Below are 24,329 nucleotides of genomic sequence, written 5' to 3'. Positions count from 1 at the left end.
AGAAGCGCGAATATGGCAGAAGAAAGCGATTTAGAAATAGAAGAGACGGGTGGCTCGAAAAAGAAATTAATCATCATCATTGCCGCTGTGGTAGTTGTTTTGGCCGCAGTTGCAGGCTACTTTTTATTTGCAGGGTCCGATGAAGCCCCCGAATCGCTGGCCGAAGAAACGACTGAGCAACAGATGCAGGCTAGCCAGCAAAATGCAGCGCAGACGGGCAGTGCATTGTATGTTGCTATGCCTAGACCTTTTGTATTTAACGTACCCGGAGCAAGCCGGGATCGTATCGTACAAATAAAGGTACAACTTCTTGTACGTGGTGACGTCAATGAAGAGGTAGCTAAAAAGCATATTCCTCTGATTGAGGGGACCTTGCTGAGTGTGTTTTCTACCACCACAGCCGACGAACTGAGTACCAGCGCGGGCAAAGAAACACTGCGACTGAGTGCATTAGATAAGGTTCAGGCCGCAATGGAGAGTGTGGAAGGCAGCAAAGTAGTTGAACGCGTATTATTTACCGGTTTTGTAATGCAGTAGGAAGAGTCAGTGAGCGACTTATTATCACAAGACGAAATCGATGCCTTATTGCATGGTGTTGATGAAGTCGAAGAAGAAGAAGTCCCCGATAGTGACGATGGCGGGACGAGTAACGCCCTACAATACGACTTTTCGTCGCAGGACCGAATCGTTCGTGGTCGTATGCCGACCCTCGAAATTGTTAATGAACGATTTGCCCGTCATATGCGGATCAGCTTGTTTAATATGATGCGTCGCACCGCAGAAGTATCCATCAATGGTGTGCAAATGCTCAAGTTTGGCGAGTATATCCACACGCTGTTTGTCCCCACCAGCCTGAACATGGTGCGCTTCCGCCCGCTGAAGGGTACCGGGTTGATCACTATGGAAGCCCGACTGGTATTTATACTGGTAGACAACTTCTTCGGTGGTGATGGGCGCTATCATGCAAAAATTGAAGGACGAGAGTTTACGCCAACAGAGCGGCGGATCGTTCAGATGCTGCTCAAGATAATCTTTGAAGATTACAAAGAAGCCTGGGCACCGGTTATGGATGTCTCGTTTGAGTATCTGGATTCGGAAGTGAACCCCGCGATGGCCAACATAGTGTCACCTACCGAGGTGGTGGTGATCAGCTCATTCCATATCGAGCTTGACGGCGGGGGAGGCGACTTCCATATTTCCTTACCTTATTCAATGCTTGAACCTATCCGGGAATTGCTCGATGCGGGTGTCCAGTCAGACACTGAAGATACGGATCTGCGCTGGAGTAAAGCGCTACGCGACGAAATTATGGACGTCGAAGTTGAGCTGTCTACGCAGTTACTTGAGGTAGATCTGTCTCTGGAGCAGATCATGCAGTTAAAAGAGGGAGATATTATCCCCGTTGAAATGCCCGAGCACATCACAGTGTTTGTAGAAGAACTGCCGACTTTCCGGGCTAAAATGGGACGTTCCCGCGATAATGTGGCGCTGCAGATCAGTGAGAAGATTAAACGCCCAGAGTCTGTTAAATCTGAGCTTCACGTCTTTACCAAGGGTGGTAAGAAGCTGGATTCGGATGCCGAATTGGCAGAATTAGAAGAAGATCTGCACCTGTCTGAAGGTGTGGATTTAGATTGGTGATGAAGAAGTTAATTTAAGGTAGTCAGTGCATGAGCGATGATCAAGATACAATGGACGAATGGGCGGCTGCACTTGCAGAGGCCGAGGAAGCTGACCAGGACGGTGCTGAAGCCGAAGTTGCGGAACTGGAAGAGTTACAGGACAGCGGTGCTAATCTGAGTGCGGATGAAAAGCGCAAACTCGATACGATTTTAGATATCCCGGTCACCATTTCAATGGAGGTGGGGCGCTCTAAAATCAATATTCGTAATTTACTCCAGTTAAATCAGGGATCCGTTGTTGAACTGGACCGGGTTGCCGGTGAACCGCTGGATGTATTGGTTAATGGTACGTTGATTGCGCACGGCGAAGTGGTTGTAGTAAACGATAAGTTTGGTATTCGCCTGACTGACGTGATCAGCCAGGTCGAACGCATTAAAAAGCTTCGCTAGCAGCCTGGGTAATGAGTGCTTTAATGTTCTCCAGTGTGGCTGCGGTGCAGCCACCAAGCGGGCTCAGCGGTGAGCTGTTATCGGTTGGCCTGTCATTGGCTTTTGTGGTGTTGGCCATTATTGGCTTGGCATTGCTTGTAAAACGTTTCAATCCAAATCTGGGTAATAGCCAGGATTTTAAAGTGATACGAAGTTTACCGTTAGGGAGCAAGGAGCGCCTGTTGGTTATTGAAATTGATGATAAGCAACATTTGCTCGGTGTCACGCCACACAGTATCAATTATTTATATCAGCTAGAGTCGCCACTGGAGGTGACTCCCACAGCGCCTTTTGCCAAAGAACTCAGTCGCTTAATGTCTGGCGCAAATAACAATAAGAAATAAACCTATGATCCGAATTCTCTTCCTCATCAGTGTGTTTTTCTTCGCATCAAATGCCTTTGCTGATGGTATTGAGGCTTTGAGTGTTACAACTAACCCGGATGGCTCTCAGGAATATTCTGTAACCCTGCAAGTCTTGGCCATCATGACAGCACTGAGCTTTATCCCTGCTGCTGTGATTATGATGACCTCGTTTACACGTATCATTGTGGTCTTGGCGATCTTACGTCAGGCAATTGGCTTGCAGCAATCGCCGTCAAACCAGGTATTGGTGGGCATGTCGCTGTTTCTGACCTTTTTTATTATGGCGCCAATATTCAATCAAATTAATGACCGTGCGGTACAGCCTTATTTGAACGAAGAATTGACGTCGATACAGGCATTGCAGCAAGCCAAAGAGCCAATCAAAGCATTTATGCTTTCCCAAACCCGTATCAAGGATTTGGAAACATTCGCTAAGATAGCGGGTTACGATAAGCTGGATAGCCCGGAGGACACGCCGTTTGTGGTCATTATTCCGGCGTTTGTGACCAGTGAACTACAGACCGCTTTTATCATTGGCTTTATGTTTTTTATTCCTTTCCTGATAGTTGATTTGGTGGTTGCCAGCGTCCTGATGGCGATGGGTATGATGATGCTCTCACCCATGATTGTGGCTTTACCCTTTAAGATCATGCTGTTTGTGTTGGTCGATGGTTGGTCTTTGATAATGGGCACGTTGGCGCGAAGTTTTGGCTTAGGAGTGTGACATGGAACCAGAAGTTTTTGTCGACATTCTTAGTGACTCGCTCTTTATTGTTATCAAGCTGGTGACGGCTATTGTACTCCCCGGTCTGATGATAGGGTTGGTGGTTGCGGTATTCCAGGCCGCAACGTCGATTAACGAACAAACTCTGAGCTTTTTGCCCAGGCTCATCATCACTATTGTGGCACTGATTTTCGGTGGCCACTGGATGGTGCAGGTGCTGATGGATTTCTTCAACCAGTTGGTACTCCAAATCCCTGAAATTGCAGGGTAGTGCAATGGAGTACCCCTTAGCAATCATCATACAGTGGCTGAGCGACTACATGTTACCGTTTGTCCGGATCAGCTCCATGATCATGATTATGGCCGGTTTGGGCGCCCAAAGTGTGCCAACTCGTGTGAAGCTTGCTCTGTCGATTGTGGTCACGGTGGCGGTTGTGCCTGCCATCCCCCAGACTCAGTTTACTGACTTATTTTCCTTCGCCATGATATTGGTCGTGACGCATGAAATGATTGTCGGGGTTGCGATTGGTTTCGCCTCGGTACTACTACTGAATACGTTTATTGTGGCGGGTCAAATTTTGGCAATGCAAACCGGGTTGGGTTTTGCGTCTGTGGTTGACCCCGCCAATGGCCTGAGTGTACCCGCCGTAGGTCAATTCTATCTGATCCTCGCGACGTTATTGTTTTTTGTCTTCAATGGTCATCTGATGATGATCAACATGGTGGTCTATAGTTTTCAGACCTGGCCTATCGATGGCAGTTGGTGGGTGGTTGATAACTACTGGCTGATAGTTACCTGGGGTAGCTGGCTGTTTGCTACAGCGCTTGCGCTGTCTTTGGCTCCTTTAACGGCCATGCTACTGATTAACCTGTCATTTGGCATAATGACCCGCGCTGCGCCGCAGATGAATATTTTCTCTGTTGGATTTGCGTTTACTATGGTGTCGGGTCTGTTGATTATCTGGGCAACGATGGGCAACTTTATTATTCAGTACGAGTTTCAGTGGCTGAAAATGACAGAACTAATGTGCAACCTGATTGGTTGCACGGTGTAATCAAGTACCGGGAGCGAGAAGATGGCAGAAGATTCTGGTCAGGAACGCACGGAAGAACCCACAGACAAAAAAATTGCAGATGCCCGTAAGAAAGGGCAAGTGGCCCGCTCAAAAGAGCTGGGGACGACATTCGTGCTTATTTTTTCTGCCGTGTCGTTATTACTGTACGGACCAGACATTGCCAAAGGCCTGTATAACATGATGGGCCGTATGTTCACACTGAATCGCAATGAAACTTACGACACCACTAAAATGTTTTCTGTCTGGGGGGATGCATTTTCCGAGATCGTTTTTCCACTCAGTATGTTCGTTTTAATCATCATGGTTGCCGGGATAATTGGTAATACATTGTTAGGTGGTTTTAATTTCAGCTGGCAGGCTGCTGCACCTAAGCCGAGCAAAATGTCACCTGTGAAAGGCATTAAACGCATGTTTGGGCCTCAGGCAGCTATAGAGCTGGTTAAGTCAATACTCAAATTTGTGTTGGTAGCCGGGTTTGCAATCTTACTGATCAAGGTATTCTTCTATGAGATCTTGCATCTGAGTATCGAGCAAATCCCTGGCAGCATTCTGCACTCACTGGAAATTTTAGCCTGGATGTTTCTCGCGCTGAGCTGCACTATGGTCATTATTTCCGCAATCGACGCGCCTTATCAGAGCTACAATCATCACAAACAGCTGAAGATGACGCTTCAGGAAGTAAAAGATGAATATAAGAACTCGGAAGGTGACCCTCAGATCAAAGCCCGCATTCGGCGTACACAGCGCGAGATGTCACAGCGACGGATGATGCAGGAAGTACCTGATGCTGATGTGGTTGTAACCAACCCGACCCACTATTCTGTGGCGCTCAAATACGACACCGAAAAAGCGGGTGCACCTATGGTTATCGCTAAAGGGGTGGATGAGCTGGCCATGCAGATCCGTAAAATAGCCAAAGGAAATGAAGTCCCGATTGTCGAGTCACCTGTTTTGACGCGATCTCTGTACCATACGACCGAAGTGGGTGATCAAATTCCACAGCAACTCTTCACCGCTGTTGCACAGGTACTGGCTTACGTATTCCAGTTGAAAAAGTTCAACAAAGGGCGGGGTAAGCGGCCTGTTGCCCTTAAAAAAGACCTCCCCATTCCAGACGAACTTAAACACTAAGCTAATTGGTATCAAACTTGCTTTAATGTAACTGCGTCAATAATTTGTGGTTTGTAAGTTATGGATTTTAAAGCGGTTTTACAGCAGGTTAATCGAGATAAAAAAGAGTACGCCAAAGGTGTTGGTACCCCAGTGTTGGTATTGGCTGCTTTGGGCATGGTGGTGTTACCTATGCCACCTTTCCTGCTTGATATCTTGTTTTCATTCAATATTGCCCTGGCATTGGTGGTACTGCTCGTTACGGTCTACACCATGAAGCCGCTTGAATTTGGCATGTTTCCTTCAGTATTGCTTATCGCAACAATTTTGCGATTGGCACTTAACGTAGCCAGTACCCGGGTAGTACTGCTGGAAGGTCATAACGGCGGAGACGCAGCTGGTAAAGTGATTGAAGCGTTTGGCTCCGTCGTAATTGGCGGTAACTACGCGGTTGGTCTGGTGGTCTTCCTGATCCTCATCATCATCAACTTTGTGGTAATCACCAAAGGTGCTGGTCGTATCTCCGAAGTATCAGCCCGTTTTACCCTGGACGCGATGCCCGGTAAACAAATGGCAATTGACGCAGACCTGAATGCCGGTTTTATTTCGGCAGATGAAGCCAGAGCAAGACGTGAAGAAGTAACGCGTGAAGCAGACTTTTACGGTTCAATGGATGGTGCCAGTAAGTTCGTAAAAGGCGATGCGATAGCGGGGATTGTAATCCTGGCGATTAACATCATTGGTGGCCTGTTTGTGGGGATGGTACAGCATGACCTGAGCTTTGGCAGAGCCATGGAAGTCTATACCTTACTGACGATAGGTGATGGTCTTGTCGCTCAGCTTCCTTCATTATTGTTGTCAATTGGTACCGCGATTGTTGTAACCCGTCAGAACGAATCACACAACATGGGCGAGCAAATGACCCAGCAGCTGGGCAACGAGAAATCCTTGTCTATCGCAGCAGGGATCCTGATTGTCATGGGATTAGTACCTGGTATGCCTCATGTTGCATTCCTGGGCTTGGGCGCACTCATTGGCTATCTGGCTTATTATTCACACCAGCAAAAACTTAAAGCACAAGAACAGCAAGCCGAGGACTCAAAAGGCGGCGCGGTTGCTGCTCAGCAGCAGGAACAAAAAGAGCTTGGCTGGGATGATGTACAGCCGGTAGATGTGATTGGTCTGGAAGTTGGATATCGTCTTATTCCCCTGGTTGATCAATCACAGGGGGGCGAGCTGTTGAATCGCATTAAAGGAGTGCGTAAGAAGCTGTCACAGGAGCTTGGCTTCCTTGTGCCTCCAGTACATATCCGTGACAACCTGGAGCTGGACCCGAACGCTTACCGTATTACCTTGATGGGCGTAGGCTCAGGAGACGGCGAACTGAAACATGGTGATGAGCTTGCGATTAACCCGGGCCAGGTGTTTGGTCCAATTAATGGCGTTGCCACTAAAGACCCTGCTTTCGGCCTGGAAGCTGTGTGGATCAAACCTGAACAAAAAGATGAGGCTCATTCTCTGGGCTATACAGTAGTGGATGCGGCCACGGTGGTCGCCACACATATCAGCCAGCTGCTGACTAATAATGCGTCTTTACTGTTGGGCCATGAAGAAGTTCAGAATCTGTTGGATATGCTGGCCAAGAGTCACCCTCGCCTGGTCGAAGGTCTGGTGCCGGATGTATTACCACTGACAACCGTAGTAAAAGTGCTACAAAACTTGTTAAACGAAGGGGTCGCAATTCGTGATATGCGCTCTATTGTTCAGACTCTGGTTGAATATGGGCCTCGCAGTCAGGACCCTGATGTATTAACGGCTGCCGTACGTATTTCACTGCGCCGACTCATAGTGCAGGATGCGGTTGGCGGGGCAGATGAAATCCCTGTCATAACATTGGCGCCTGAGTTGGAACAGATGTTGCATAAGTCACTTCAGAACGCAGGTGATGAGGGGGCAGGCATAGAGCCAGGCCTTGCAGAGCGGCTTCAAGGTTCATTAAGAGAAGCCCATCAAACGCAAGAAATGCTCGGCGAGCCGTCCATCTTATTAACCTCAGGTATGTTAAGAAGTGTGCTGTCACGATTTGTAAAACACACCATCCCGGGACTCAGAGTCATGTCATATCAGGAAGTACCGGATGAAAGACAAATTAAGATAGTGAGCTCAGTTGGACAGTAGAGGACTAGAAGGGGCTGACCATGAAAATTAAACGTTTTTTTGCAAAAGATATGCGTACCGCTTTGAAAGAAGTGAAAGAAGAGCTTGGTGCGGATGCGGTAATTATGTCAAACAAGAAGCTGGCTGACGGTGTAGAGATCGTTGCCGCAGTTGATAATGACCGCACGCCTGCGCCTCAGCCTCAGACGGCACCTCAACAGCCAGTAGCACAAGCTGCCCCTCGTCAGGCTGCCCCTCAGCAAAGCGCGCAGCAAGGCTATAACCAGGCTGCCAGAATGGTCCGTCCACAGCCTCGTCGTGCCGAGCCACAAAAGCAGGCACAAGTTGCAGATAGTCTCGAAGCTTTACTTGAGCGCCAAGCCCCTCGTCCTAAGTCGCCTGAGCTTGCTTCGATGTTTTCTCAATCTGGTATCAACACAGATGATATGTTTCAGCCTCAACAACGCAGCGAAGCCCCGGCTAAGGCAATGCCTCAGGCAGCTCGACAGCCGCGTTATGAGGCTCCAAGTCATAGTTTTGACGCGCGTGAAGAGAGTACCTCCTGGGAGTTTGGGGATGATCTGGAACAAGGGTTTGGTGACGAACCTGCGGCGCAGAAAACAGCCAACGATGACGAAATGTCCTCTATGCGCGATGAAATGAACGCAATCCGCCAGCTACTCGAGTTTCAGCTGTCAGGGCTGATGACTCAGGAAATGGCACGTCGAGATCCAACTCGTGCTTGCCTGGTTGAACGCCTGAAAGGCATGGGGATCGGTGCTGAAGTAGCTGAGCAGATGGCCTGTTTTATTCCGGATGACGTTTCTCGTAAAGAAGCTTGGAATGCGCTGCTTAATATGGTCGTCAATCAGATGCATACAACCAACAACGATATCCTGCGTCAGGGTGGTGTGTACGCGATGGTTGGACCAACAGGAGTAGGTAAAACGACTACCGTTGCAAAATTGGCGGCACTGGGCGCCCAAAAATATGGTGCTGACAATGTGGCATTGATCACCACAGATACTTATCGTATTGGTGCTTATGAGCAATTGGCAACCTATGGTCGGATCATCGGCTGTCCTGTCAAGCAAGTAAAAGATGCCAATGAACTTGCTGAGGTTCTTTATCATTTACGCAATAAGCGTCTAATATTAATAGACACGGCTGGAATGAGTCAGCGCGACCTGCGTTTAACCGAGCAGTTAAACACTTTGATGCGCAGCAGCCGTGTTGACATTCGCAGCTACCTGGTATTAAGTGCAACAGCACAAATGCATGTACTGCAAGAGACAGTAAACCACTTCAAAAAAGTCAATTTAAGTGGTTGTATTTTTACAAAACTTGATGAAAGTCTAAGTTTAGGTGAGATTATTAGCATAGCGATTCAAAATCGTCTGCCAATAGGGTATCTTACCAATGGTCAGCGAGTGCCTGAAGACATTCGCGTGGCAAACGCTCAGAAGTTAGTCAAAAAGGCTGAGCAATTGTATTTAAAGAGAACAAAAGCACAACATTCGCGACGTGAACCAGTGGCGTCCCAGACAGTAGGAATGTATGATTAATACAGTTTTAGATCAAGCAAGTGGCCTGCGGAGAATGAACCAAAAAAATAACCACAGTGTAAAAGTAATCGCAGTGACTGGTGGTAAAGGTGGTGTAGGTAAAACCAATGTATCCCTTAACACTGCCATTGCGTTAGGACAGCAGGGTAATCGGGTCTTGGTGCTTGATGCTGACTTAGGTCTGGCCAATTGTGATGTCATGTTGGGTTTAAGGGTAGAGAAAAATTTATCTCATGTATTGTCTGGCGAATGTGAACTAGACGAAATCCTGGTTGAGGGACCTGCTGGCATCCGTATCGTCCCGGCGACATCTGGCTCGCAGAGTATGGTAGAGTTAACACCTGCCGAGCACGCAGGCCTAATTCGTGCATTCAGCGAGCTCAGTAGCGAATTCGACATTTTAATTGTCGATACCGCAGCAGGTATTTCAGATATGGTTTTGAGCTTTTCCCGAGCTGCTCAGGACGTTTTAGTGGTGGTGTGTGATGAACCCACCTCAATCACCGATGCTTACGCGCTGATTAAAGTTCTAAGCCGCGAACATGGTGTATATAAGTTTAAAATTGTGGCCAATATGGTACGCAGTTTAAGAGAAGGGCAAGAACTCTTCGCTAAATTATCCAAAGTCACCGACCGGTTTTTAGATGTTGCTTTAGAACTGGTTGCAACGATACCCTTTGATGAAAATATGCGTAAGTCTTCGCGACGTCAAAAAACCATCGTTGAGCTTTTCCCCAATTCACCTGCTGCCGTGGCATTTAGAGGTCTGGCAAGCAAAGCTGTCAAGTGGCCCATCCCCCATCAACCATCAGGTCATTTGGAATTCTTTATTGAGCAACTGGTAAACGGTTAACGATGGCTTCACCGGTCAACCGCATGGCGGGATATAAAACGACGGACCACCTTCATAAGGTGGTTGAACGTCATACGCCATTGGTAAAAAAGGTGGCCTGTCATTTATTAGCTAGGTTACCAGCCAGTGTTCAGTTAGACGATCTCGTGCAGTCTGGCATGATAGGACTAATCGAAGCCTGTAAAAACTTTGATGCAAGCAAAGGGGCAAGCTTTGAAACGTTTGCAGGTATCCGAATTCGTGGCGCAATGATAGACGAGATCCGCCGTGGTGATTGGGCTCCGCGCTCTGTTCACAAAAACGGCCGGATGGTAGCAGAAGCCATTGCTGAGTTAGAATCTCAGCTTGGGCGGGAACCAAAAGATACTGAAATCGCTGAAAAACTTGATATTACGCTGGATGAGTACCATCATATTTTACATGATGTGAATGCGAGTAAAGTTATCGGTATCGAAGACTTGGGGGTCGACGAAGACGTAATTTCTCCCGCAGGCAACGATTTTGCGCTAGACAAACCATTCAATAATGTTAAAAATGAGCGCTTTAACGAGTCGTTAGTCAATGCTATCAAGACTTTACCTGAGCGTGATGCCCTGGTGTTGTCTTTGTATTACAACGACGAGATGAATTTAAAAGAGATTGGCGCGATCTTAGAGGTCAGCGAATCTCGAGTGAGTCAGATTCACGGTCAAGCAATGATCAAGCTTCGTGCAAAGATCAATGACTGGATCAATTAGAGTAAGTTTTACAATATAGGTTCAAACCTCACCGGAGGAAGTTTTGGATAAGAACATGAAAATTCTCGTGGTTGATGATTTCTCTACGATGAGAAGAATAATCAAAAACCTGCTAAGAGACTTAGGCTTTACCAATGTTCAAGAGGCTGATGATGGCAGTACGGCACTTCCAATGTTGCAAAATCAGGACTTCGACTTTGTCGTAACTGACTGGAATATGCCGGGCATGCAAGGTATCGATTTGCTACGTGCAATTCGTGCTGATGACAAGCTTAAACACATCCCAGTACTCATGGTTACAGCAGAAGCGAAAAAAGAACAAATCGTTGCCGCTGCCCAGGCTGGAGTTAATGGTTACATTGTTAAACCGTTTACGGCAGGAACCCTGAAAACCAAACTAGAAAAAGTGTTCGAACGTTTAGGCTAGTATTGATAAGGGTAGGCTTATGTCAACATCTTCTGTGCCACAGATAACTCTGGAACAGGCTAAACTGCTCGTTGAATACCTTGAACAAGGTGAGCAGGAAAAGGCTGATGAGATATTAATTGAGGCCACCAACAAAGAACAATCAGAGCTATTCGCTGAAGTGGGCAAGCTGACTCGACAACTTCATGAGTCGTTGAAAAACTTTGAGTTAGATACCCGATTAGCAGACCTCACGACAGAAGCCATTCCAGATGCCAAGCAGCGCCTCAATTATGTCATGGAGATGACAGAAAGCGCTGCTAATAAAACCATGGATGCCGTAGAAGCGAGTCTTCCCTTAGCCCAAGAACTTGCCGATGAACTCTCTGAAATTAAGCCCACCTGGGACAGACTAATGAGCCGGGATATCCAGCTCGGAGAGTTCAAGTCTTTATGTCATGATCTTGACAGTTTTATGCAGTCCTCAAGAGGCCGTACAGATGAGTTACAAAATCTGATGACCAATGTACTGATGGCGCAAGATTATCAAGATTTAACCGGACAGGTGATCCGGCGTGTCATAGAGCTGGTTCGTGAAGTTGAAGACAGCCTTATTCACTTGTTGACTGTATTCGGTACTGCAGATGAAAGTCAACAAACTGCAGCCCAGCCGCAGTCACAAACTAAAGCCACCCCCGTTGCTGATGAGTTGTCAGGTCCAGAGGGTCCAATAATGGACGCTGAGTCTCGAGATGATGTCGTATCCGGGCAGGACGAAGTTGATGACCTGTTGTCGAGTTTGGGCTTCTAATAGGAGAGTATGCGAATGAGCTTTGAAGTCGATGAAGATATCTTACAAGACTTTCTTGTTGAAGCTGGGGAAATACTCGAACAGTTATCAGAGCAGCTTGTCGAACTAGAAAATAACCCGGAAGATAAAGAGCTGTTAAATGCCATTTTCCGAGGCTTCCATACCGTCAAAGGGGGGGCAGGCTTTTTAAGCATGACCGAACTGGTGGACGCCTGTCATGGTGCGGAAAATGTGTTTGATGTCCTACGCCAAGGGCAGCGTCACGTTACGGCTGAGTTGATGGATGTGATTTTACAATCACTGGACACTATCAATGAAATGTTCTCGTGTATCCAAAACCGCGAGCAACCCGAGCCGGCAGACCCCCATTTATTGGAAGTATTACACCAACTTAGCCAGCCTGAATCTGAAGATGAGGTGATTGCAGCCCCTGCCGCAGCAGAGCCAGAGCCAGTTGTCGCGACACCCAGTGCAGACGATGTGCTTTTTGATGCACCATCCGATCCAGTAAGCGAGTCTTCAGATGAAAGCGCTGACAGCATTGATGAAATCTCCGAGGAAGAATTTGAGAGTTTGCTGGACGAACTACACGGTTCAGGAAACGGCCCGTCAGCAGCTTCACAAGAACCGGCTAAACCGAGCGCGGCACCAAGCTCGTCGAGCAGCGATGATGGTGATATAACCGACGACGAATTCGACAGTTTATTAGACGAGCTACACGGAGTTGGGCAATTTGGTGCAACACCTGCTGCTGCAGCACCTGCACCGGCACCAGAACAACCCGCAGCCGCTGAAAAGGCACCTGCGTCGGGTGGTGGTGACGATGACGAAATCAATGACGACGAATTTGAAGCCTTACTGGATGAGCTACATGGCAAGGGGCAAGCGCCAAAGTCGACAGAGACAGATGTAGCAGCGCCTAAAGAAGCCGCAAAAGCGCCGCCTAAGCCAGAACCCAAGCCAGCAGCACCTGTAGCTAAACCGGCGCCAGCGCCAGCAGCCAAGGCGCCAGCTGCAAAACCTGCATCAGAGGCTAAACCGGCAGCAGATAATAAAGCCGTAGCGAAAAAACCTGCCGCGCAAGCTGAAACCACAGTTCGGGTAGATACCAAACGCCTGGATGAGATCATGAATATGGTCGGTGAGTTAGTGTTGGTGCGTAACCGCTTGGTTAGTTTGGCCAATAACTCTAACAGCGAAGCAATGGGCAAGGCCATTTCAAACCTGGATGTGGTTACAGCAGACCTTCAGGGTGCTGTCATGAAGACCCGGATGCAGCCAATTAAGAAAGTATTTGGTCGCTTCCCCAGGGTTGTTCGTGATTTGGCTCGCAGTCTTAAGAAAGACATTAGCCTGGTATTGGAGGGGGAAGATACCGATCTGGATAAAAACCTGGTTGAAGCCCTTGCGGACCCCTTGGTTCACTTGGTTCGAAACTCAGTGGATCATGGTATTGAAATGCCAGACGTGCGTGAAGCCGCTGGTAAATCAAGAACCGGTACAGTGACGCTATCTGCATCTCAGGAGGGCGATCACATTCTGTTGACCATCCGTGACGATGGTGCAGGTATGGACCCAGAGAAGCTGAAGAAAATTGCTATCAGCAAAGGTGTAATTGATTCTGATCAGGCAAGCCGCTTATCAGATAACGAGGCATATAACCTCATTTTCGCACCAGGTTTCTCAACCAAAGAACAAATTTCCGACATCTCTGGCCGAGGTGTGGGTATGGATGTGGTCAAAACCAAGATCACTCAGCTCAATGGTTCTGTAAATATCCAGTCAGAGTTGGGCGTGGGCACTATCCTTGAAATCAAAGTGCCTCTGACATTGGCAATCTTGCCAACCTTAATGGTTATGATCGGTCAGCAAACATTTGCTCTGCCACTTGCCGGAGTGAGCGAAATCTTCCACCTGGATTTGACTAAGACTAATGTCGTTGACGGGCAACTCACGATTATAGTACGTGAAAAAGCCATACCCCTGTTCTACCTGGAACACTGGCTTGTGAAAGGTGCTGACAGAGGCGCCCGCAAGGCTGAAGGGCATGTCGTCATCGTTCAGATGGGCACCAAACAGGTTGGGTTTGTTGTTGACTCTCTTATCGGTCAGGAAGAGGTAGTGATTAAACCGCTTGACGCCTTGTTGCAGGGTACGCCTGGTATGGCAGGGGCAACAATCACCTCTGATGGTGGTATCGCGCTTATCCTGGACGTCCCCAGCATGTTGAAATATTACGCCGGTAAGTAAATACCTGGCGCATTTATACCGACAAAGTGGTGTCTTTGACACCACTTTTCGGATCTGTAACGAATAAAAGAGCAATGCCAATGGCAGTTAAAGTATTAGTTGTAGATGACTCGAGCTTCTTTCGTCGCCGAGTGAGTGAAATACTAGAAAAAGATCCAGAAATTCAAGTGATTGATTTCGCAGTAAATGGTCAGGAAGCAGTCGACAAAGCTGCCCGCCTCAGACCGGATGTGATCACTATGGATGTGGAAATGCCGGTGATGGATGGGATCAGCGCAGTGAAGCAGATCATGCAGAGCTCACCGACTCCGATTCTGATGTTTTCGTCGTTAACACGTGAAGGTGCGAGCGCGACTCTGGATGCATTAGATGCAGGTGCAGTCGACTTCTTGCCCAAAAAGTTCGAGGATATTGCGCGTAATAGTGAAGATGCGATCCGCTCTTTGCAAAACAAAGTCAAAGAAATCGGCAGACGTCGGGTAAGCAGATTTACCCGCCCGATCAGTTCTTCGTCAACACCTCCACCTATGCGGAGTACACCAACCGCTGCGCCCTCGGGGTTGCGTTCAGCGGCCAAACCGATAGCACAACCAGACCGTTCTTTTTCAAGACCAGCGGCCGACACTCCAAGCACTGGCGCATCGTTTAAAGCCTCAGGCAAGAAATACCAAATTGTTGCAATTGGCACCTCCACTGGTGGGCCGGTCGCATTACAAACAATTTTGACTCAGCTGCCAGCGAACTTTCCACATCCAATTCTGCTTATTCAGCACATGCCAGCAGCATTCACTCCTGCATTTGCACAGCGCTTAAATAGCCTGTGTAAAATCAAAGTGAAAGAAGCTGAGCAGGGTGACAGGTTGCAACCTGGTGTTGCCTATCTGGCGCCGGGTGGTCAGCAGATGTTGGTTGAAGCCAGAGGTGGAAGTAAAACGCTGAAAGTGTTTGAAGATGATAGTCCCCGTATCACCTATAAACCCAGTGTTGATGTCACGTTTGCCAGTACCGCTAAGGCATACGGAGGAGATGTATTAGCTGTGATCCTGACTGGGATGGGAGCAGACGGACGTGATGGTGCCAGAATGTTGAAACAAAGTGGTGCGACTATCTGGGCACAGGACGAAAAAACCTGTGTGGTATATGGTATGCCACAAGCTGTTGCCAGCGCGGGTATTTCGTCTGAAGATATTGCTTTGCAGGATGTTGCACTCAGAATAAACAAAGAGATAGGTTGTGCATAGTTGATATATGCCTGAATACTTGTCTGTGTTTGGCCGAAGGAATAAAAGAAAAACGTGAAAATCTGGACGGTAGCAAACCAAAAAGGCGGGGTGGGTAAAACCACCACCACAGTGAGTCTCGGTGGGATTCTGGCGCTTCAGGGAAAGCGTGTATTATTAATCGATACAGATCCTCATGCGTCATTGACTTACTATTTTGGCATTGACTCAGAAGAGTTAGAAGTCAGTGTATACGACATCTTTATTCGCGGCTCAAACATGGCCAGTGAGGAAATCCTGCAGGCACTGTGTCCTTCAACCATAGAGAACCTGGATATTTTGCCGGCGACCATGGCCATTGCCACGCTGGACCGCAGTATGGGTAACCGTTCCGGTATGGGACTGATCCTTAAAAAGGCGCTTGCTAAGATAAGTGAGCACTATGATTATGCTATTCTTGATTGTCCTCCTGTGCTTGGCGTGCTCATGGTCAATGCGCTGGCCGCGAGTGAACGTATCTTGATCCCAGTGCAAACTGAGTTTTTGGCGTTAAAGGGACTTGATCGTATGATGCGAACAATGTCATTAATGCAAAGTTCGCATTCCAAGCAATATCAATATACTATAGTGCCAACTATGTATGATAAGCGCACAAAAGCATCTCTTGAAGCATACAAGTCTCTGGTGGAAACCTACCAGGACAAAGTCTGGCCCGGGGTTATCCCGGTTGACACCAAATTCAGAGATGCCAGTTTAGCGCAACAGGTGCCAGTTCAGTACTGCCCAAAATCGCGCGGCGTTTATGCTTATCGCGCCTTGTTGGAACATCTGGCTGAAGTTGATAGAGGTAACGATGAGTAAGCATCTGTTTGCCAACGAACAGGTCATGAAACAATATCTGGGTGCTTTGTTACGTGAAGAAGAGGAAGACGACGTCACGCTTGCACCAGTCGCTAAGCTTTTGGAGTCTGTTCCTGAAGCGCAGGAGGGCCTTGCCACGCCAAGTCCTGCTGAGCAAAGCGTCGTGGATGATGTCGTTACTGAAGCATTACCAGAACAACCCGCTGCCGAGCCTTCGGCAGAATTGACGATACCTCAGGAAGTTGAGCCGCAAGAGCAGGTAATAACCCCGGCTGATGATCTTGAGATAACTGAAAATACTACTATTATCAAAGAAGAAGCTGAACAGGCTGTGCCGGCTCGTGCGCGGGATGCCTATCTTGAAAATGAATTTCAGGCGTTATTCTTTGAAGTTGCCGGGCTGACTTTGGCGGTGCCGTTAAAGTCGCTTGGTGGTATACATCAGCTTACAGAAGTTAATCAATTGTTTGGTAAGCCAAAATGGTTTAAGGGCGTGATGCTCAACCGGGAAGAAAAGCTCAATGTTGTAGATACTGCACGTTGGGTTATGCCGGAGAAGTTTACACCTGAGCTGGAAGAAAAGCTCAATTACCAGTACTTGATCATGCTGGGCGATAGCCAGTGGGGACTGTTGGCAGAAAATCTGGTCAATAATATTACGTTGAAACCAGAAGACGTTAAATGGCGAACAGCCGACGGCAAAAGGCCATGGCTGGCGGGCGTCATTAAAGAAAAAATGTGCGCACTGATAGATGTTGAGAATTTAAATCGATTGCTAGAGCATGGCCTCGATAGCCGAGAGCAGTAACTAGCATCTAACTGGAGTAAAATCATGAGTCAAGAGAGAATACTTTCGGCTGATAAAAATGCAGATAGTAATGATGAAGTCCTTCAGTGGGTTACCTATAAGCTAGAGGATGAAACCTACGGCATTAATGTAATGCAAGTGCAGGAAGTATTGCGCTATACCGAGATTGCCCCTGTGCCGGGCGCGCCAACTTATGTGCTTGGTATCATCAACCTACGTGGTAACGTAGTTACGGTTATCGACACACGCTCTCGCTTTGGTCTGCCAAGCTCAGATGTCACTGATAACTCTCGTATCGTGATCATCGAAGCTGAAAAACAAGTCGTTGGCATTTTGGTCGACAGCGTAGCCGAAGTGGTTTATCTGCGCAGCTCAGAGATTGATAGCGCGCCAAACATTGGTACTGAAGAGAGTGCTAAGTTTATTCAGGGCGTGTCGAACCGTGAAGGTGAGCTACTGATCCTGGTTGATTTGAACAAACTACTCAGCGATGATGAGTGGGATGAGTTGAGTCATATTTAACCCGTGCAAGCAGTAACCCAAAACGAGATTTTATTGCTCCTGGTCATTGCCTCAAGCCTGCTATGTTTAGTGTGCTTGGGGTTTATTTTTGCGCTGAGTAAAAAAGTACAACAACAAAACCACGAACACGGTAAATTGCTTCAGCATATGAAGCGAGAAAACGAGCAAGTTGCTATTTTACGTAGTGAAATCGCCGAGGTCCGTGCTAGTGTACTAAGTATTGGTAAACGACTGGTTGCCTGCGAGAATTACGCAAAGGATCTGGCCCAGCAACAGGCTGCGCAAAAATATGACGATCCTGATGCTAAGATTTACTCACGCGCAGTCAAAATGGTTGAACTGGGCGCAGACATAGAAGAAATCATGCGCGAGTGTGAACTACCCCGGGCCGAAGCAGAACTGTTAATGTCCCTACACAATAAACAATCATAGAGTGGTTTATCCTCAGCCAAATCAGCCAACGACATCCAGACCGGAGTTTTAGCGTTGGCTGAATAGTATAGATGTGCCTGTACCAGTATTACCTATTGAACGCGTTGAAACAGCCTTTACCTCGCGTAAATCAGATTAACAGCGTCCTCACTGCTGGTTAAACTGACTGGGCGCTATGCCATACTGTGCTTTAAAGCACAAGCTAAAATAGCTTTGAGACGAAAAGCCACACTCAAAGGCAACCTGGGTGACGCTCATGCCGTTTGCCAGCATTTCGGCTCCTTTGTTCAGCCTGAATTTTTTAACGTACTCAGAGAACGTCTGGCCTAACAGGGCTTTGAACTTCCTTTGTAGCTGTCGTTCGCTCATAGCAACCACTGGCAGAAGACATTTGATGCTCAGGGTTTGTTCCGTAAAGTGGGCTGCTAACCATTGTTCTAACTGTTCAATAAACTGGATATCCTTATTGCTAAGCCCAGCGTATTTAGTGCCCTGATGTGCTGTCGGCACCACTGCACTGGACAGAGCGCCAATTCTTTGACTGATCAGCGTGCGAATATTAAGTAAGTTCTGAATACGGGTTTTAAGCTGCTCTGTGTTAAAGGGCTTACTCATAAAGGCGTCAATGTCCATTTTCCAGGCGAGCATCTGACTTTCTTCATCGCCCTTCGCGGTCAGCATCAGTATTGGGATATGGCAGGTCGTGATTTCTTCCCGTAATTGTTGTGCAAGCTGAAATCCATCAACTTTTGGCATCATTAGATCAGAGAGTATGAGATCCGGTACCTGTGTTTTGGCAAGCATAAAACCACTTTCACCATCACTGGCGAACAACAGCTGATGGGAATGGCTAAGGCAATCAGCCAGATAAGACTGCATGTCAGGATTGTCTTCGACAATCAATATGCGTGGTAAATGTTGTGTACTGTCATCGCTATTTTGCACAACCTCTGATGTGATTTGATGTTCAAGGTTTGCCTGCTCCAGTGTGACGACCTCACTTGTATGCAAGCTGATATGCGTTTGTGGCTCGCCGTGACTCAATGGGAAGGTGACAGTAAACTGTGTGCCAGAAACTCCATCACTTACAACTTGTATTTGACCTTTTGCACGCTCAACTAAGTCTTTTACCAGCGCGAGCCCAATACCCGTACCTGCAACCGTCTTGCTCATAGGTGTATCCAGGCGGACAAAGCGTTCAAAAATGCGGTGCTGATCCTCAGGCGCAATGCCGATACCCGAGTCGCTAACGCATAGTTGGGCCTGCTCCTCTGCCAGCGTGCATCTGATGGTTACTTTACTGTCGGGCTTTGAATACTTGATTGCGTTGGACAGTAAGTTACAGACAATGGCTTCGGCATCCTGACTGGCAATGTCCACCAGACAATCGACATCTGTATCACAATGAACCTCAATGTTTTTCTCCCTGGCTATCGATATAAAGGCATAACTTAACTGCTCAGCCAGCGCGTTTAATGCCAGAGTATGGTGTTCTTTCGGCTGTGCAAAATCAGCTTTGGTCAGTTCCAGAGTTTGTTCAACTAATCTTTGCAGCCGCTTGGCATTAGCGAGGATTTTTTTCAGCGGTTTCTGAGCCTTTAGATCTGTACTGGCTATGATTGACTCAAGCGGGCCGGTGATGAGTGTTAAGGGAGTCCTGAATTCATGAGATACGTTAGCGAAAAAGGTATTTTTCTTTGCCAGAGTTTCTTCTGTCAGCTGTACTTTCTCAGCCGCCATTTTAGCAATTTCCTGCTCCGCTTCTATTGTCGCATTGTAAAAATGAAAACAAGTGAGTCCCAACGCCATAAACGCAATGATCACATTGGATACATGAATATATGGGAGTAGCTCTGCATAGGCATAGGTGTACTCAATATCCTGAGCAAACAGGTAGCAAGCGACAAACAGGCCCATACACAACAAAGTACAGGTCACAATGCCCCACAAAGGGATTTTCCGGTAAAACAGAATAAAGGGAACGGCGGCCCATAAATAGTGCTGAAAACCGGGCGCTAGTCCTAAGTACAGGATAACTACCGTCGAATGGACGAGTACCTCTGCGACCATTAACAGTACGGCGCCTGAAGTATTATTGCTACGATTCAGCCGCAGTGCAATGTACCATGCCAGGGTGCTGAATACTTCCAACACAACTAACTCTGGGATTGCCAGAATGATAAAGTCGACAATCAGTAAGGCATGTACAATCAGCCCCAATATACCTACCGCATTAATAATGGTTTGCATCCGGGTATTGCTGACGGTCATAAAGGGGTTTTGTGCAGCGTCCATAGTGTCTCAGCGATGAAATTCAGTTGTTAAAAAAGTAACCCAGAATAACATAGCGAAAAAGTGTGCAGCAAAAATGGACTAAAGATTAAAAAGGCTGATCATTCTGATAGATAGGCTTTTAAAGGTATACGCGCGTTCAGCATATCCAGCTGTTTCTCGGCTTCTTCTCTCACCCAGAGGGTCAAACCATAATTGGCCAGATAGCGCAGGTGCTGTTCAATTTGAGGCGCTGCGTTGATTTCAAGCAATCTCAGTAATGCTTCTTCCTGAACGTCTTCGTATTGTGACGTTAAATAAGGTGTGAGTGCTTCGAGGTGCTCAGGTTGCAGTCTATTTTCCAGTAAGATCAGTAAGTCTTCTTGCTGTAGTGCATCAAGGGATTGTGATTGGTGCAGAATTTTATTCGTATGCGCAAAGAGTAACTCTGGTTGTTTCAGGAGTACTGCTTGCTCAGTTAAGGTCAACAGGGCATGTGGCTCCTCTGTCGAGTGCAAGCGCTTGTTCAGCTCAGCTTTCAAACTTGCGAGTGTCTGGCTAACCAGTTGAGTGGAAGAAGCCGCGGCGAATGGTGTTGTTTGTGAAGCAAGTGCTGTTTGGGGTTGCGTAACGGGTCTGTTTGGTACCTTTAACTGTGGTTGATGAACAATGTGATCTTCATTGAGAGGTTGCTCAGTATTGTGACACATCCGGTTATCATGATTTGGTGCAACGGGTTGTGGGTCGGGCGTCACCCAGACAAGTGTCATCAGCCCATGAATAACCAGGCTGGTTGCTGCGACAAATGCGATTTTGCTCATAATGAATACTTGCGTTGATTTCGGTGGGTTACACAGGGCAGCACATAAAAGGGCTTGCCCCGTGTGATGGTTGCTAGCACTCTGGCTCGTCTTTGCTGACCGACGCGTAAAAATAGTTTTGCATATTACCATGTCGGGTAATGTCCAGTTTCAGCCATTTGCGTTTGCCAATCTTCCCCTTGCGGTAACTAAACCGTGTGTCCTGTACTTCAAAACGGCAGCGGTTTGAATCACATTTTAGCTGGGCAGTTTCTCCGGACTTAACCTGTTTTTTACTGTGAGGTGAAAACATCGAGCTGTCTGAACTGTTATAAGAGGCCACTTGCACCCACTCAATGGATGTACAGTTTTTGACTCGAAAACGTTTTGCTTCCGCTGGAGCGGACGTTGCCAAAGTGCCTAAAGCGCCAATCAGCAGCGCCGAATTCATGAATAGTTTGATGTGTGACATGGTATTTTCCTCTACCGTTTTTGCTTTATATGGTGTGTCCGATAGGACGGTGAAATACTAGGCAAGCAGAGGGGCAGGGGCATTAACTGATGCGACAAAGTCCGTCAATTAACCGACATACGAGGAAAAAATTATCATAGTTGTCAGTATATTAAATAAAATGTCGGGAATTTATATGTGTCACAGGACGGCAAAGTATCGCTCCTTAACCCAAAGAAGAGTGAGTTCACACAATGAGGTTTGGGGTTTGTGCCATCAGGCCTTTATATTCAGCTTTCCCTGGAAGTGTTTCCAACCAGGAGGAAATTTACCACGCAGTACGTAAGAGAAAGCGATTAGCTCTGCAATCACATAGTAGAGCTCTTTGGGGATTTCTTCATGCAGGTCGAGCTGGCTGAGCGTCTGGACCAAAGTGGCATCTTCATGGATCATGATGTCTTTTTCTTTGGCAAGTGCAATGATCTCTTCGGCAAGTTCGCCAAAACCCTTACAAACGACTTCGGGCGACTTACCCGCTTCATATAACAGGCCAATGGCGGTTTTTTGTTCCATAACATTTAACTACACAGACATCTTAGTATCAAAGTAGCATGTAACACCGTCAGATAAAAACCCCTTACCCGGATTAATATCCGGATAAGGGCTGCCAGTTTAGCGGTTATACCAATTTGCTTAATTAAGTGTTCTATTTTGAGGCAAGAAAATATGCTCGATAACAAGGCAAAAATTTCGCTATTTAGTTATTCTAAATGAGAAATTTTTAACACAGTTAGCGTCATATTTGCTCCGTCAAATTGAACAGGTATTAAGTTAAATTGGTATTATGACACAATCTGCCATTTACCCAGGTCTGGCGGACTGGCACATCTCTCAGTCCGACTGCGGGGCGTGTTAGGGGATCTTCATCCAGAATAACCAAGTCGGCCTGTTTACCAACCACCAGTTCACCGATGAGGTGGTCCATATGACATTGCCAGGCTGCATCATAGGTTGCAGCGCGCAGGGCCTGCGCCATGGTGGCACACTCTTGCTCATTGAGAATAGGAGGGTGGCCATTTTGATAGGCTTCCTCAGGGGCGTCTTCCATCATACGGGTGACGGCTTGTTCCATCATACGCAGGGGCCCAATCGGTGAAACAAAGTGATCACTGTGCAGGGTATAGCGCAGCGCATGTTGAGTCGCAGAGGCGGTGCGATCCAGGTGTTCAACAACGGGTTGCTGAGGAAACACCTTATGTTTGAAGGTATAACCCCAGTAGCCCACATGCCCGATTAAAAAGCTTGGCGAGAGTCCCAGATAGTCCATATCAGCCAGGTTCTGGTCGCTCAGTAAAGAAGCATGCTCAATGCGATGGCGTTTTTCCAGCCCCGCTTTTTCCTGGTTGTTGAGTACATCACGATAAGCCAGGATGGTGTTATTTATGGCATGCGTTCCATTGGCGTGGATCATCAACGGCCAGCCTCGCTTATCTAACTCACTCACCAGTGCCAGAAACGGAGACTCTACTTCATGGTCCGCTTCACCATCCGGCGGGTTGAAATTCCAAACACCATTGGGGTAAGTGTCATTGATATTGCTGTCCGGAAATTGATATTTGGTGAGCTGATATCCGGTCAGACCCTGGTTAGAGCCATCGCTGACGATTTTAGCATGGGCAATATTGAACCAGTCGGTATGGTAATGGGCAGGTTTGGTAGGGGTGATCTTAGTCCACTGATCGGGACAGGTATAAAACAATGCGCCGCCCAGTCGTAACCCGGCAAGGCCACTGGTGGCCATCTTACTCAAAATCTCCAGTTCAGCGTTTTTTAAAGACGCGCCGAGCGCGGCATCCCACATCAGGGTTACGCCCCGTGACAACGCGAGTTTAAAGATCTTTTGTAGATTACTAAATAGGTTCGTAATGCCTTTGGGATGCTCCAAAAAGTACTGCTCCAGCGCGACTTTTATGACCGGACCTATCTCATCAGATTCAAGTAATATACCGTTTCCAGTGGCAGGTTGTTTGGTTGCATTCAGCGCATTGGTATTGACGTAAGCAACGTGACCGGATGCATTCATAATAAAAATGCACAGGTCTTTTCTGTCAGCCTGATCATTAATTTTATCCAGGTCATCTTTTGTGAAGTCCTGCCAGGGAGTGGGACTCACTGTCCCGCCAGCGGATGTTGTTGTAATGGGGTTGAATTGACTGGGATCGACGCCAAAAGCTAGCAGCCATTTACGATTTCTTGGTAACTCCCGGGCGGCTTCAACCAAAGTAGTACATACCGACTGTTTGTTGTATTCCCTGCCTATCAGATATTGGTCGTCGCCATGACCGCCACTTTCAACCCCTCTTCTGAATGGTGCCAGCTGCACCCAAGCGTTAAAAGAAGCGGTGGGAGTCAAATGAACATGGGGTTCAATCAGTCCCGGCAACATGCAGGCCCCTTGTAAATCTTCGGAGTCGGCGTGTGGATACTGGTTTTGACAGTCAGTCAGGCTACCCGTATGGACTATCTGCCCATGCTCGATGACAACGGCTTCAACGGTTTTGTTTACATCACCGTTCTCGAGCGTACGAATAGTACCGCCGTAAAAAATCTTGTGCTGCTGAGGGGGCCTGACAAACTGATTGGCAATGTAATCATCTATGTAATGCTCGGCGGCAATCAGGAGTTTATCGAGATTGAAAATCCCCTTATCTGACTGGTTATTATCGCTTTGTACGGCATGGCCAAACAATTGGTAGTTACAGCAGGCACAGCCAAGGTGTGGGTGGTGCGAAGACATAG

General features: G+C 47.4%; 25 protein-coding genes. 20 read left to right on the top strand and 5 right to left on the bottom strand.

Annotated elements, in window-relative coordinates; genetic code table 11:
• Positions 1 to 12 precede the first annotated feature (12 nt).
• The 20 genes from fliL to NH568_RS16500 all read left to right on the top strand — a co-directional run bounded on the left by fliL (position 13) and on the right by NH568_RS16500 (position 18,008).
• Positions 13 to 537: a flagellar basal body-associated protein FliL gene (fliL, locus tag NH568_RS16595; RefSeq protein WP_253048927.1), complete on the top strand. Its 525-nt coding sequence runs from the start codon at positions 13 to 15 to the stop codon at positions 535 to 537.
• 9 nt (positions 538 to 546) lie between these two features.
• On the top strand, positions 547 to 1,641 hold the full coding sequence (fliM, locus tag NH568_RS16590; RefSeq protein WP_253048925.1) for a flagellar motor switch protein FliM: 1,095 nt from the start codon (positions 547 to 549) through the stop codon (positions 1,639 to 1,641).
• A 29-nt stretch (positions 1,642 to 1,670) separates the two neighbouring features.
• Positions 1,671 to 2,072: a flagellar motor switch protein FliN gene (fliN, locus tag NH568_RS16585; protein ID WP_054015623.1), complete on the top strand. Its 402-nt coding sequence runs from the start codon at positions 1,671 to 1,673 to the stop codon at positions 2,070 to 2,072.
• Positions 2,073 to 2,083: 11 nt separating this feature from the next.
• On the top strand, positions 2,084 to 2,455 hold the full coding sequence (fliO, locus tag NH568_RS16580) for a flagellar biosynthetic protein FliO (protein ID WP_253048923.1): 372 nt from the start codon (positions 2,084 to 2,086) through the stop codon (positions 2,453 to 2,455).
• A gap of 4 nt (positions 2,456 to 2,459) precedes the next feature.
• A complete protein-coding gene (fliP, locus tag NH568_RS16575; protein ID WP_253048921.1) occupies positions 2,460 to 3,200 on the top strand; it encodes a flagellar type III secretion system pore protein FliP in 741 nt (246 codons plus the stop codon).
• Position 3,201: 1 nt separating this feature from the next.
• Complete coding sequence (gene fliQ / locus NH568_RS16570; protein ID WP_054015626.1) at positions 3,202 to 3,471, top strand: flagellar biosynthesis protein FliQ; 270 nt, start codon at positions 3,202 to 3,204, stop codon at positions 3,469 to 3,471.
• Positions 3,472 to 3,475: 4 nt separating this feature from the next.
• Positions 3,476 to 4,255 (top strand): flagellar biosynthetic protein FliR, encoded by a 780-nt coding sequence (gene fliR / locus NH568_RS16565; RefSeq protein WP_253048919.1) that lies wholly within the window; start codon positions 3,476 to 3,478, stop codon positions 4,253 to 4,255.
• A gap of 21 nt (positions 4,256 to 4,276) precedes the next feature.
• Positions 4,277 to 5,407 carry a flagellar biosynthesis protein FlhB gene (flhB, locus tag NH568_RS16560; protein ID WP_253048917.1) on the top strand — a complete coding sequence of 377 codons (1,131 nt, stop codon included), beginning with the start codon at positions 4,277 to 4,279 and terminating at the stop codon, positions 5,405 to 5,407.
• A gap of 60 nt (positions 5,408 to 5,467) precedes the next feature.
• Positions 5,468 to 7,564: a flagellar biosynthesis protein FlhA gene (flhA, locus tag NH568_RS16555; protein WP_253048915.1), complete on the top strand. Its 2,097-nt coding sequence runs from the start codon at positions 5,468 to 5,470 to the stop codon at positions 7,562 to 7,564.
• A gap of 20 nt (positions 7,565 to 7,584) precedes the next feature.
• Positions 7,585 to 9,108 carry a flagellar biosynthesis protein FlhF gene (gene flhF, locus NH568_RS16550; protein WP_253048913.1) on the top strand — a complete coding sequence of 508 codons (1,524 nt, stop codon included), beginning with the start codon at positions 7,585 to 7,587 and terminating at the stop codon, positions 9,106 to 9,108.
• Positions 9,101 to 9,961, top strand: coding sequence for a MinD/ParA family protein (locus NH568_RS16545; protein ID WP_046003902.1), 861 nt, complete (start codon positions 9,101 to 9,103; stop codon positions 9,959 to 9,961). The genes flhF and NH568_RS16545 overlap by 8 nt, the downstream gene beginning before the upstream one ends.
• 2 nt (positions 9,962 to 9,963) lie before the next feature.
• Positions 9,964 to 10,698, top strand: coding sequence for an RNA polymerase sigma factor FliA (locus NH568_RS16540; protein WP_138550023.1), 735 nt, complete (start codon positions 9,964 to 9,966; stop codon positions 10,696 to 10,698).
• 43 nt (positions 10,699 to 10,741) lie between these two features.
• Positions 10,742 to 11,125, top strand: a complete 384-nt coding sequence (gene cheY / locus NH568_RS16535) for a chemotaxis response regulator CheY (protein WP_054015632.1) — start codon at positions 10,742 to 10,744, stop codon at positions 11,123 to 11,125.
• A 19-nt stretch (positions 11,126 to 11,144) separates the two neighbouring features.
• The gene (locus NH568_RS16530) at positions 11,145 to 11,915 is read left to right on the top strand and encodes a protein phosphatase CheZ (protein ID WP_253048911.1); all 771 of its coding nucleotides are present in this window, start codon (positions 11,145 to 11,147) and stop codon (positions 11,913 to 11,915) included.
• Between the two features lie 15 nt (positions 11,916 to 11,930).
• Complete coding sequence (locus NH568_RS16525; RefSeq protein ID WP_253048906.1) at positions 11,931 to 14,165, top strand: chemotaxis protein CheA; 2,235 nt, start codon at positions 11,931 to 11,933, stop codon at positions 14,163 to 14,165.
• A gap of 80 nt (positions 14,166 to 14,245) precedes the next feature.
• The gene (locus NH568_RS16520) at positions 14,246 to 15,406 is read left to right on the top strand and encodes a chemotaxis response regulator protein-glutamate methylesterase (protein ID WP_253048904.1); all 1,161 of its coding nucleotides are present in this window, start codon (positions 14,246 to 14,248) and stop codon (positions 15,404 to 15,406) included.
• 54 nt (positions 15,407 to 15,460) lie between these two features.
• Positions 15,461 to 16,246: a ParA family protein gene (locus NH568_RS16515; protein WP_054015636.1), complete on the top strand. Its 786-nt coding sequence runs from the start codon at positions 15,461 to 15,463 to the stop codon at positions 16,244 to 16,246.
• Entirely contained in the window at positions 16,239 to 17,054 is an 816-nt protein-coding gene (locus NH568_RS16510) for a chemotaxis protein CheW (RefSeq protein WP_253048902.1), read from the top strand. The genes NH568_RS16515 and NH568_RS16510 overlap by 8 nt, the downstream gene beginning before the upstream one ends.
• A gap of 24 nt (positions 17,055 to 17,078) precedes the next feature.
• Positions 17,079 to 17,576: a chemotaxis protein CheW gene (locus NH568_RS16505; protein ID WP_253048900.1), complete on the top strand. Its 498-nt coding sequence runs from the start codon at positions 17,079 to 17,081 to the stop codon at positions 17,574 to 17,576.
• Positions 17,577 to 17,579: 3 nt separating this feature from the next.
• Entirely contained in the window at positions 17,580 to 18,008 is a 429-nt protein-coding gene (locus NH568_RS16500; protein WP_054015638.1) for a DUF2802 domain-containing protein, read from the top strand.
• 147 nt (positions 18,009 to 18,155) lie between these two features.
• Here the strand turns inward: NH568_RS16500 and NH568_RS16495 are convergent, their stop codons facing one another.
• From NH568_RS16495 to NH568_RS16475, 5 genes are all read right to left on the bottom strand, one after another.
• Positions 18,156 to 20,303, bottom strand: a complete 2,148-nt coding sequence (locus NH568_RS16495) for an ATP-binding protein (RefSeq protein WP_253048898.1) — start codon at positions 20,301 to 20,303, stop codon at positions 18,156 to 18,158.
• 98 nt (positions 20,304 to 20,401) lie between these two features.
• The gene (locus NH568_RS16490) at positions 20,402 to 21,100 is read right to left on the bottom strand and encodes a hypothetical protein (protein WP_253048896.1); all 699 of its coding nucleotides are present in this window, start codon (positions 21,098 to 21,100) and stop codon (positions 20,402 to 20,404) included.
• A 73-nt stretch (positions 21,101 to 21,173) separates the two neighbouring features.
• Positions 21,174 to 21,551: a hypothetical protein gene (locus NH568_RS16485; protein ID WP_253048894.1), complete on the bottom strand. Its 378-nt coding sequence runs from the start codon at positions 21,549 to 21,551 to the stop codon at positions 21,174 to 21,176.
• 255 nt (positions 21,552 to 21,806) lie between these two features.
• Positions 21,807 to 22,103 carry an EscU/YscU/HrcU family type III secretion system export apparatus switch protein gene (locus NH568_RS16480; protein WP_010385716.1) on the bottom strand — a complete coding sequence of 99 codons (297 nt, stop codon included), beginning with the start codon at positions 22,101 to 22,103 and terminating at the stop codon, positions 21,807 to 21,809.
• A 253-nt stretch (positions 22,104 to 22,356) separates the two neighbouring features.
• Complete coding sequence (locus NH568_RS16475; protein ID WP_253048892.1) at positions 22,357 to 24,327, bottom strand: amidohydrolase family protein; 1,971 nt, start codon at positions 24,325 to 24,327, stop codon at positions 22,357 to 22,359.
• Positions 24,328 to 24,329: the final 2 nt, after the last annotated feature.

It is taken from the genome of Pseudoalteromonas sp. XMcav2-N (assembly GCF_024124545.1).
Taxonomy (GTDB): domain Bacteria; phylum Pseudomonadota; class Gammaproteobacteria; order Enterobacterales; family Alteromonadaceae; genus Pseudoalteromonas.
The sequence above is the reverse complement of the archived record's forward strand: the minus strand, read 5'-3'. Positions and strand labels throughout refer to the sequence as shown.

Excerpts from the sequence above, each read along its gene's own strand:
- fliL (WP_253048927.1), top strand. The coding sequence starts at position 13 with ATGGCAGAAGAAAGCGATTTAGAAATAGAAGAGACGGGTGGCTCGAAA.
- fliN (WP_054015623.1), top strand. The coding sequence starts at position 1,671 with ATGAGCGATGATCAAGATACAATGGACGAATGGGCGGCTGCACTTGCA.
- fliO (WP_253048923.1), top strand. The coding sequence starts at position 2,084 with ATGAGTGCTTTAATGTTCTCCAGTGTGGCTGCGGTGCAGCCACCAAGC.
- fliP (WP_253048921.1), top strand. The coding sequence starts at position 2,460 with ATGATCCGAATTCTCTTCCTCATCAGTGTGTTTTTCTTCGCATCAAAT.
- fliQ (WP_054015626.1), top strand. The coding sequence starts at position 3,202 with ATGGAACCAGAAGTTTTTGTCGACATTCTTAGTGACTCGCTCTTTATT.
- fliR (WP_253048919.1), top strand. The coding sequence starts at position 3,476 with ATGGAGTACCCCTTAGCAATCATCATACAGTGGCTGAGCGACTACATG.
- flhB (WP_253048917.1), top strand. The coding sequence starts at position 4,277 with ATGGCAGAAGATTCTGGTCAGGAACGCACGGAAGAACCCACAGACAAA.
- flhA (WP_253048915.1), top strand. The coding sequence starts at position 5,468 with ATGGATTTTAAAGCGGTTTTACAGCAGGTTAATCGAGATAAAAAAGAG.
- flhF (WP_253048913.1), top strand. The coding sequence starts at position 7,585 with ATGAAAATTAAACGTTTTTTTGCAAAAGATATGCGTACCGCTTTGAAA.
- NH568_RS16545 (WP_046003902.1), top strand. The coding sequence starts at position 9,101 with ATGATTAATACAGTTTTAGATCAAGCAAGTGGCCTGCGGAGAATGAAC.
- NH568_RS16540 (WP_138550023.1), top strand. The coding sequence starts at position 9,964 with ATGGCTTCACCGGTCAACCGCATGGCGGGATATAAAACGACGGACCAC.
- NH568_RS16530 (WP_253048911.1), top strand. The coding sequence starts at position 11,145 with ATGTCAACATCTTCTGTGCCACAGATAACTCTGGAACAGGCTAAACTG.
- NH568_RS16525 (WP_253048906.1), top strand. The coding sequence starts at position 11,931 with ATGAGCTTTGAAGTCGATGAAGATATCTTACAAGACTTTCTTGTTGAA.
- NH568_RS16520 (WP_253048904.1), top strand. The coding sequence starts at position 14,246 with ATGGCAGTTAAAGTATTAGTTGTAGATGACTCGAGCTTCTTTCGTCGC.
- NH568_RS16510 (WP_253048902.1), top strand. The coding sequence starts at position 16,239 with ATGAGTAAGCATCTGTTTGCCAACGAACAGGTCATGAAACAATATCTG.
- NH568_RS16505 (WP_253048900.1), top strand. The coding sequence starts at position 17,079 with ATGAGTCAAGAGAGAATACTTTCGGCTGATAAAAATGCAGATAGTAAT.
- NH568_RS16495 (WP_253048898.1), bottom strand. The coding sequence starts at position 20,303 with ATGGACGCTGCACAAAACCCCTTTATGACCGTCAGCAATACCCGGATG.
- NH568_RS16490 (WP_253048896.1), bottom strand. The coding sequence starts at position 21,100 with ATGAGCAAAATCGCATTTGTCGCAGCAACCAGCCTGGTTATTCATGGG.
- NH568_RS16485 (WP_253048894.1), bottom strand. The coding sequence starts at position 21,551 with ATGTCACACATCAAACTATTCATGAATTCGGCGCTGCTGATTGGCGCT.
- NH568_RS16480 (WP_010385716.1), bottom strand. The coding sequence starts at position 22,103 with ATGGAACAAAAAACCGCCATTGGCCTGTTATATGAAGCGGGTAAGTCG.
- NH568_RS16475 (WP_253048892.1), bottom strand. The coding sequence starts at position 24,327 with ATGTCTTCGCACCACCCACACCTTGGCTGTGCCTGCTGTAACTACCAA.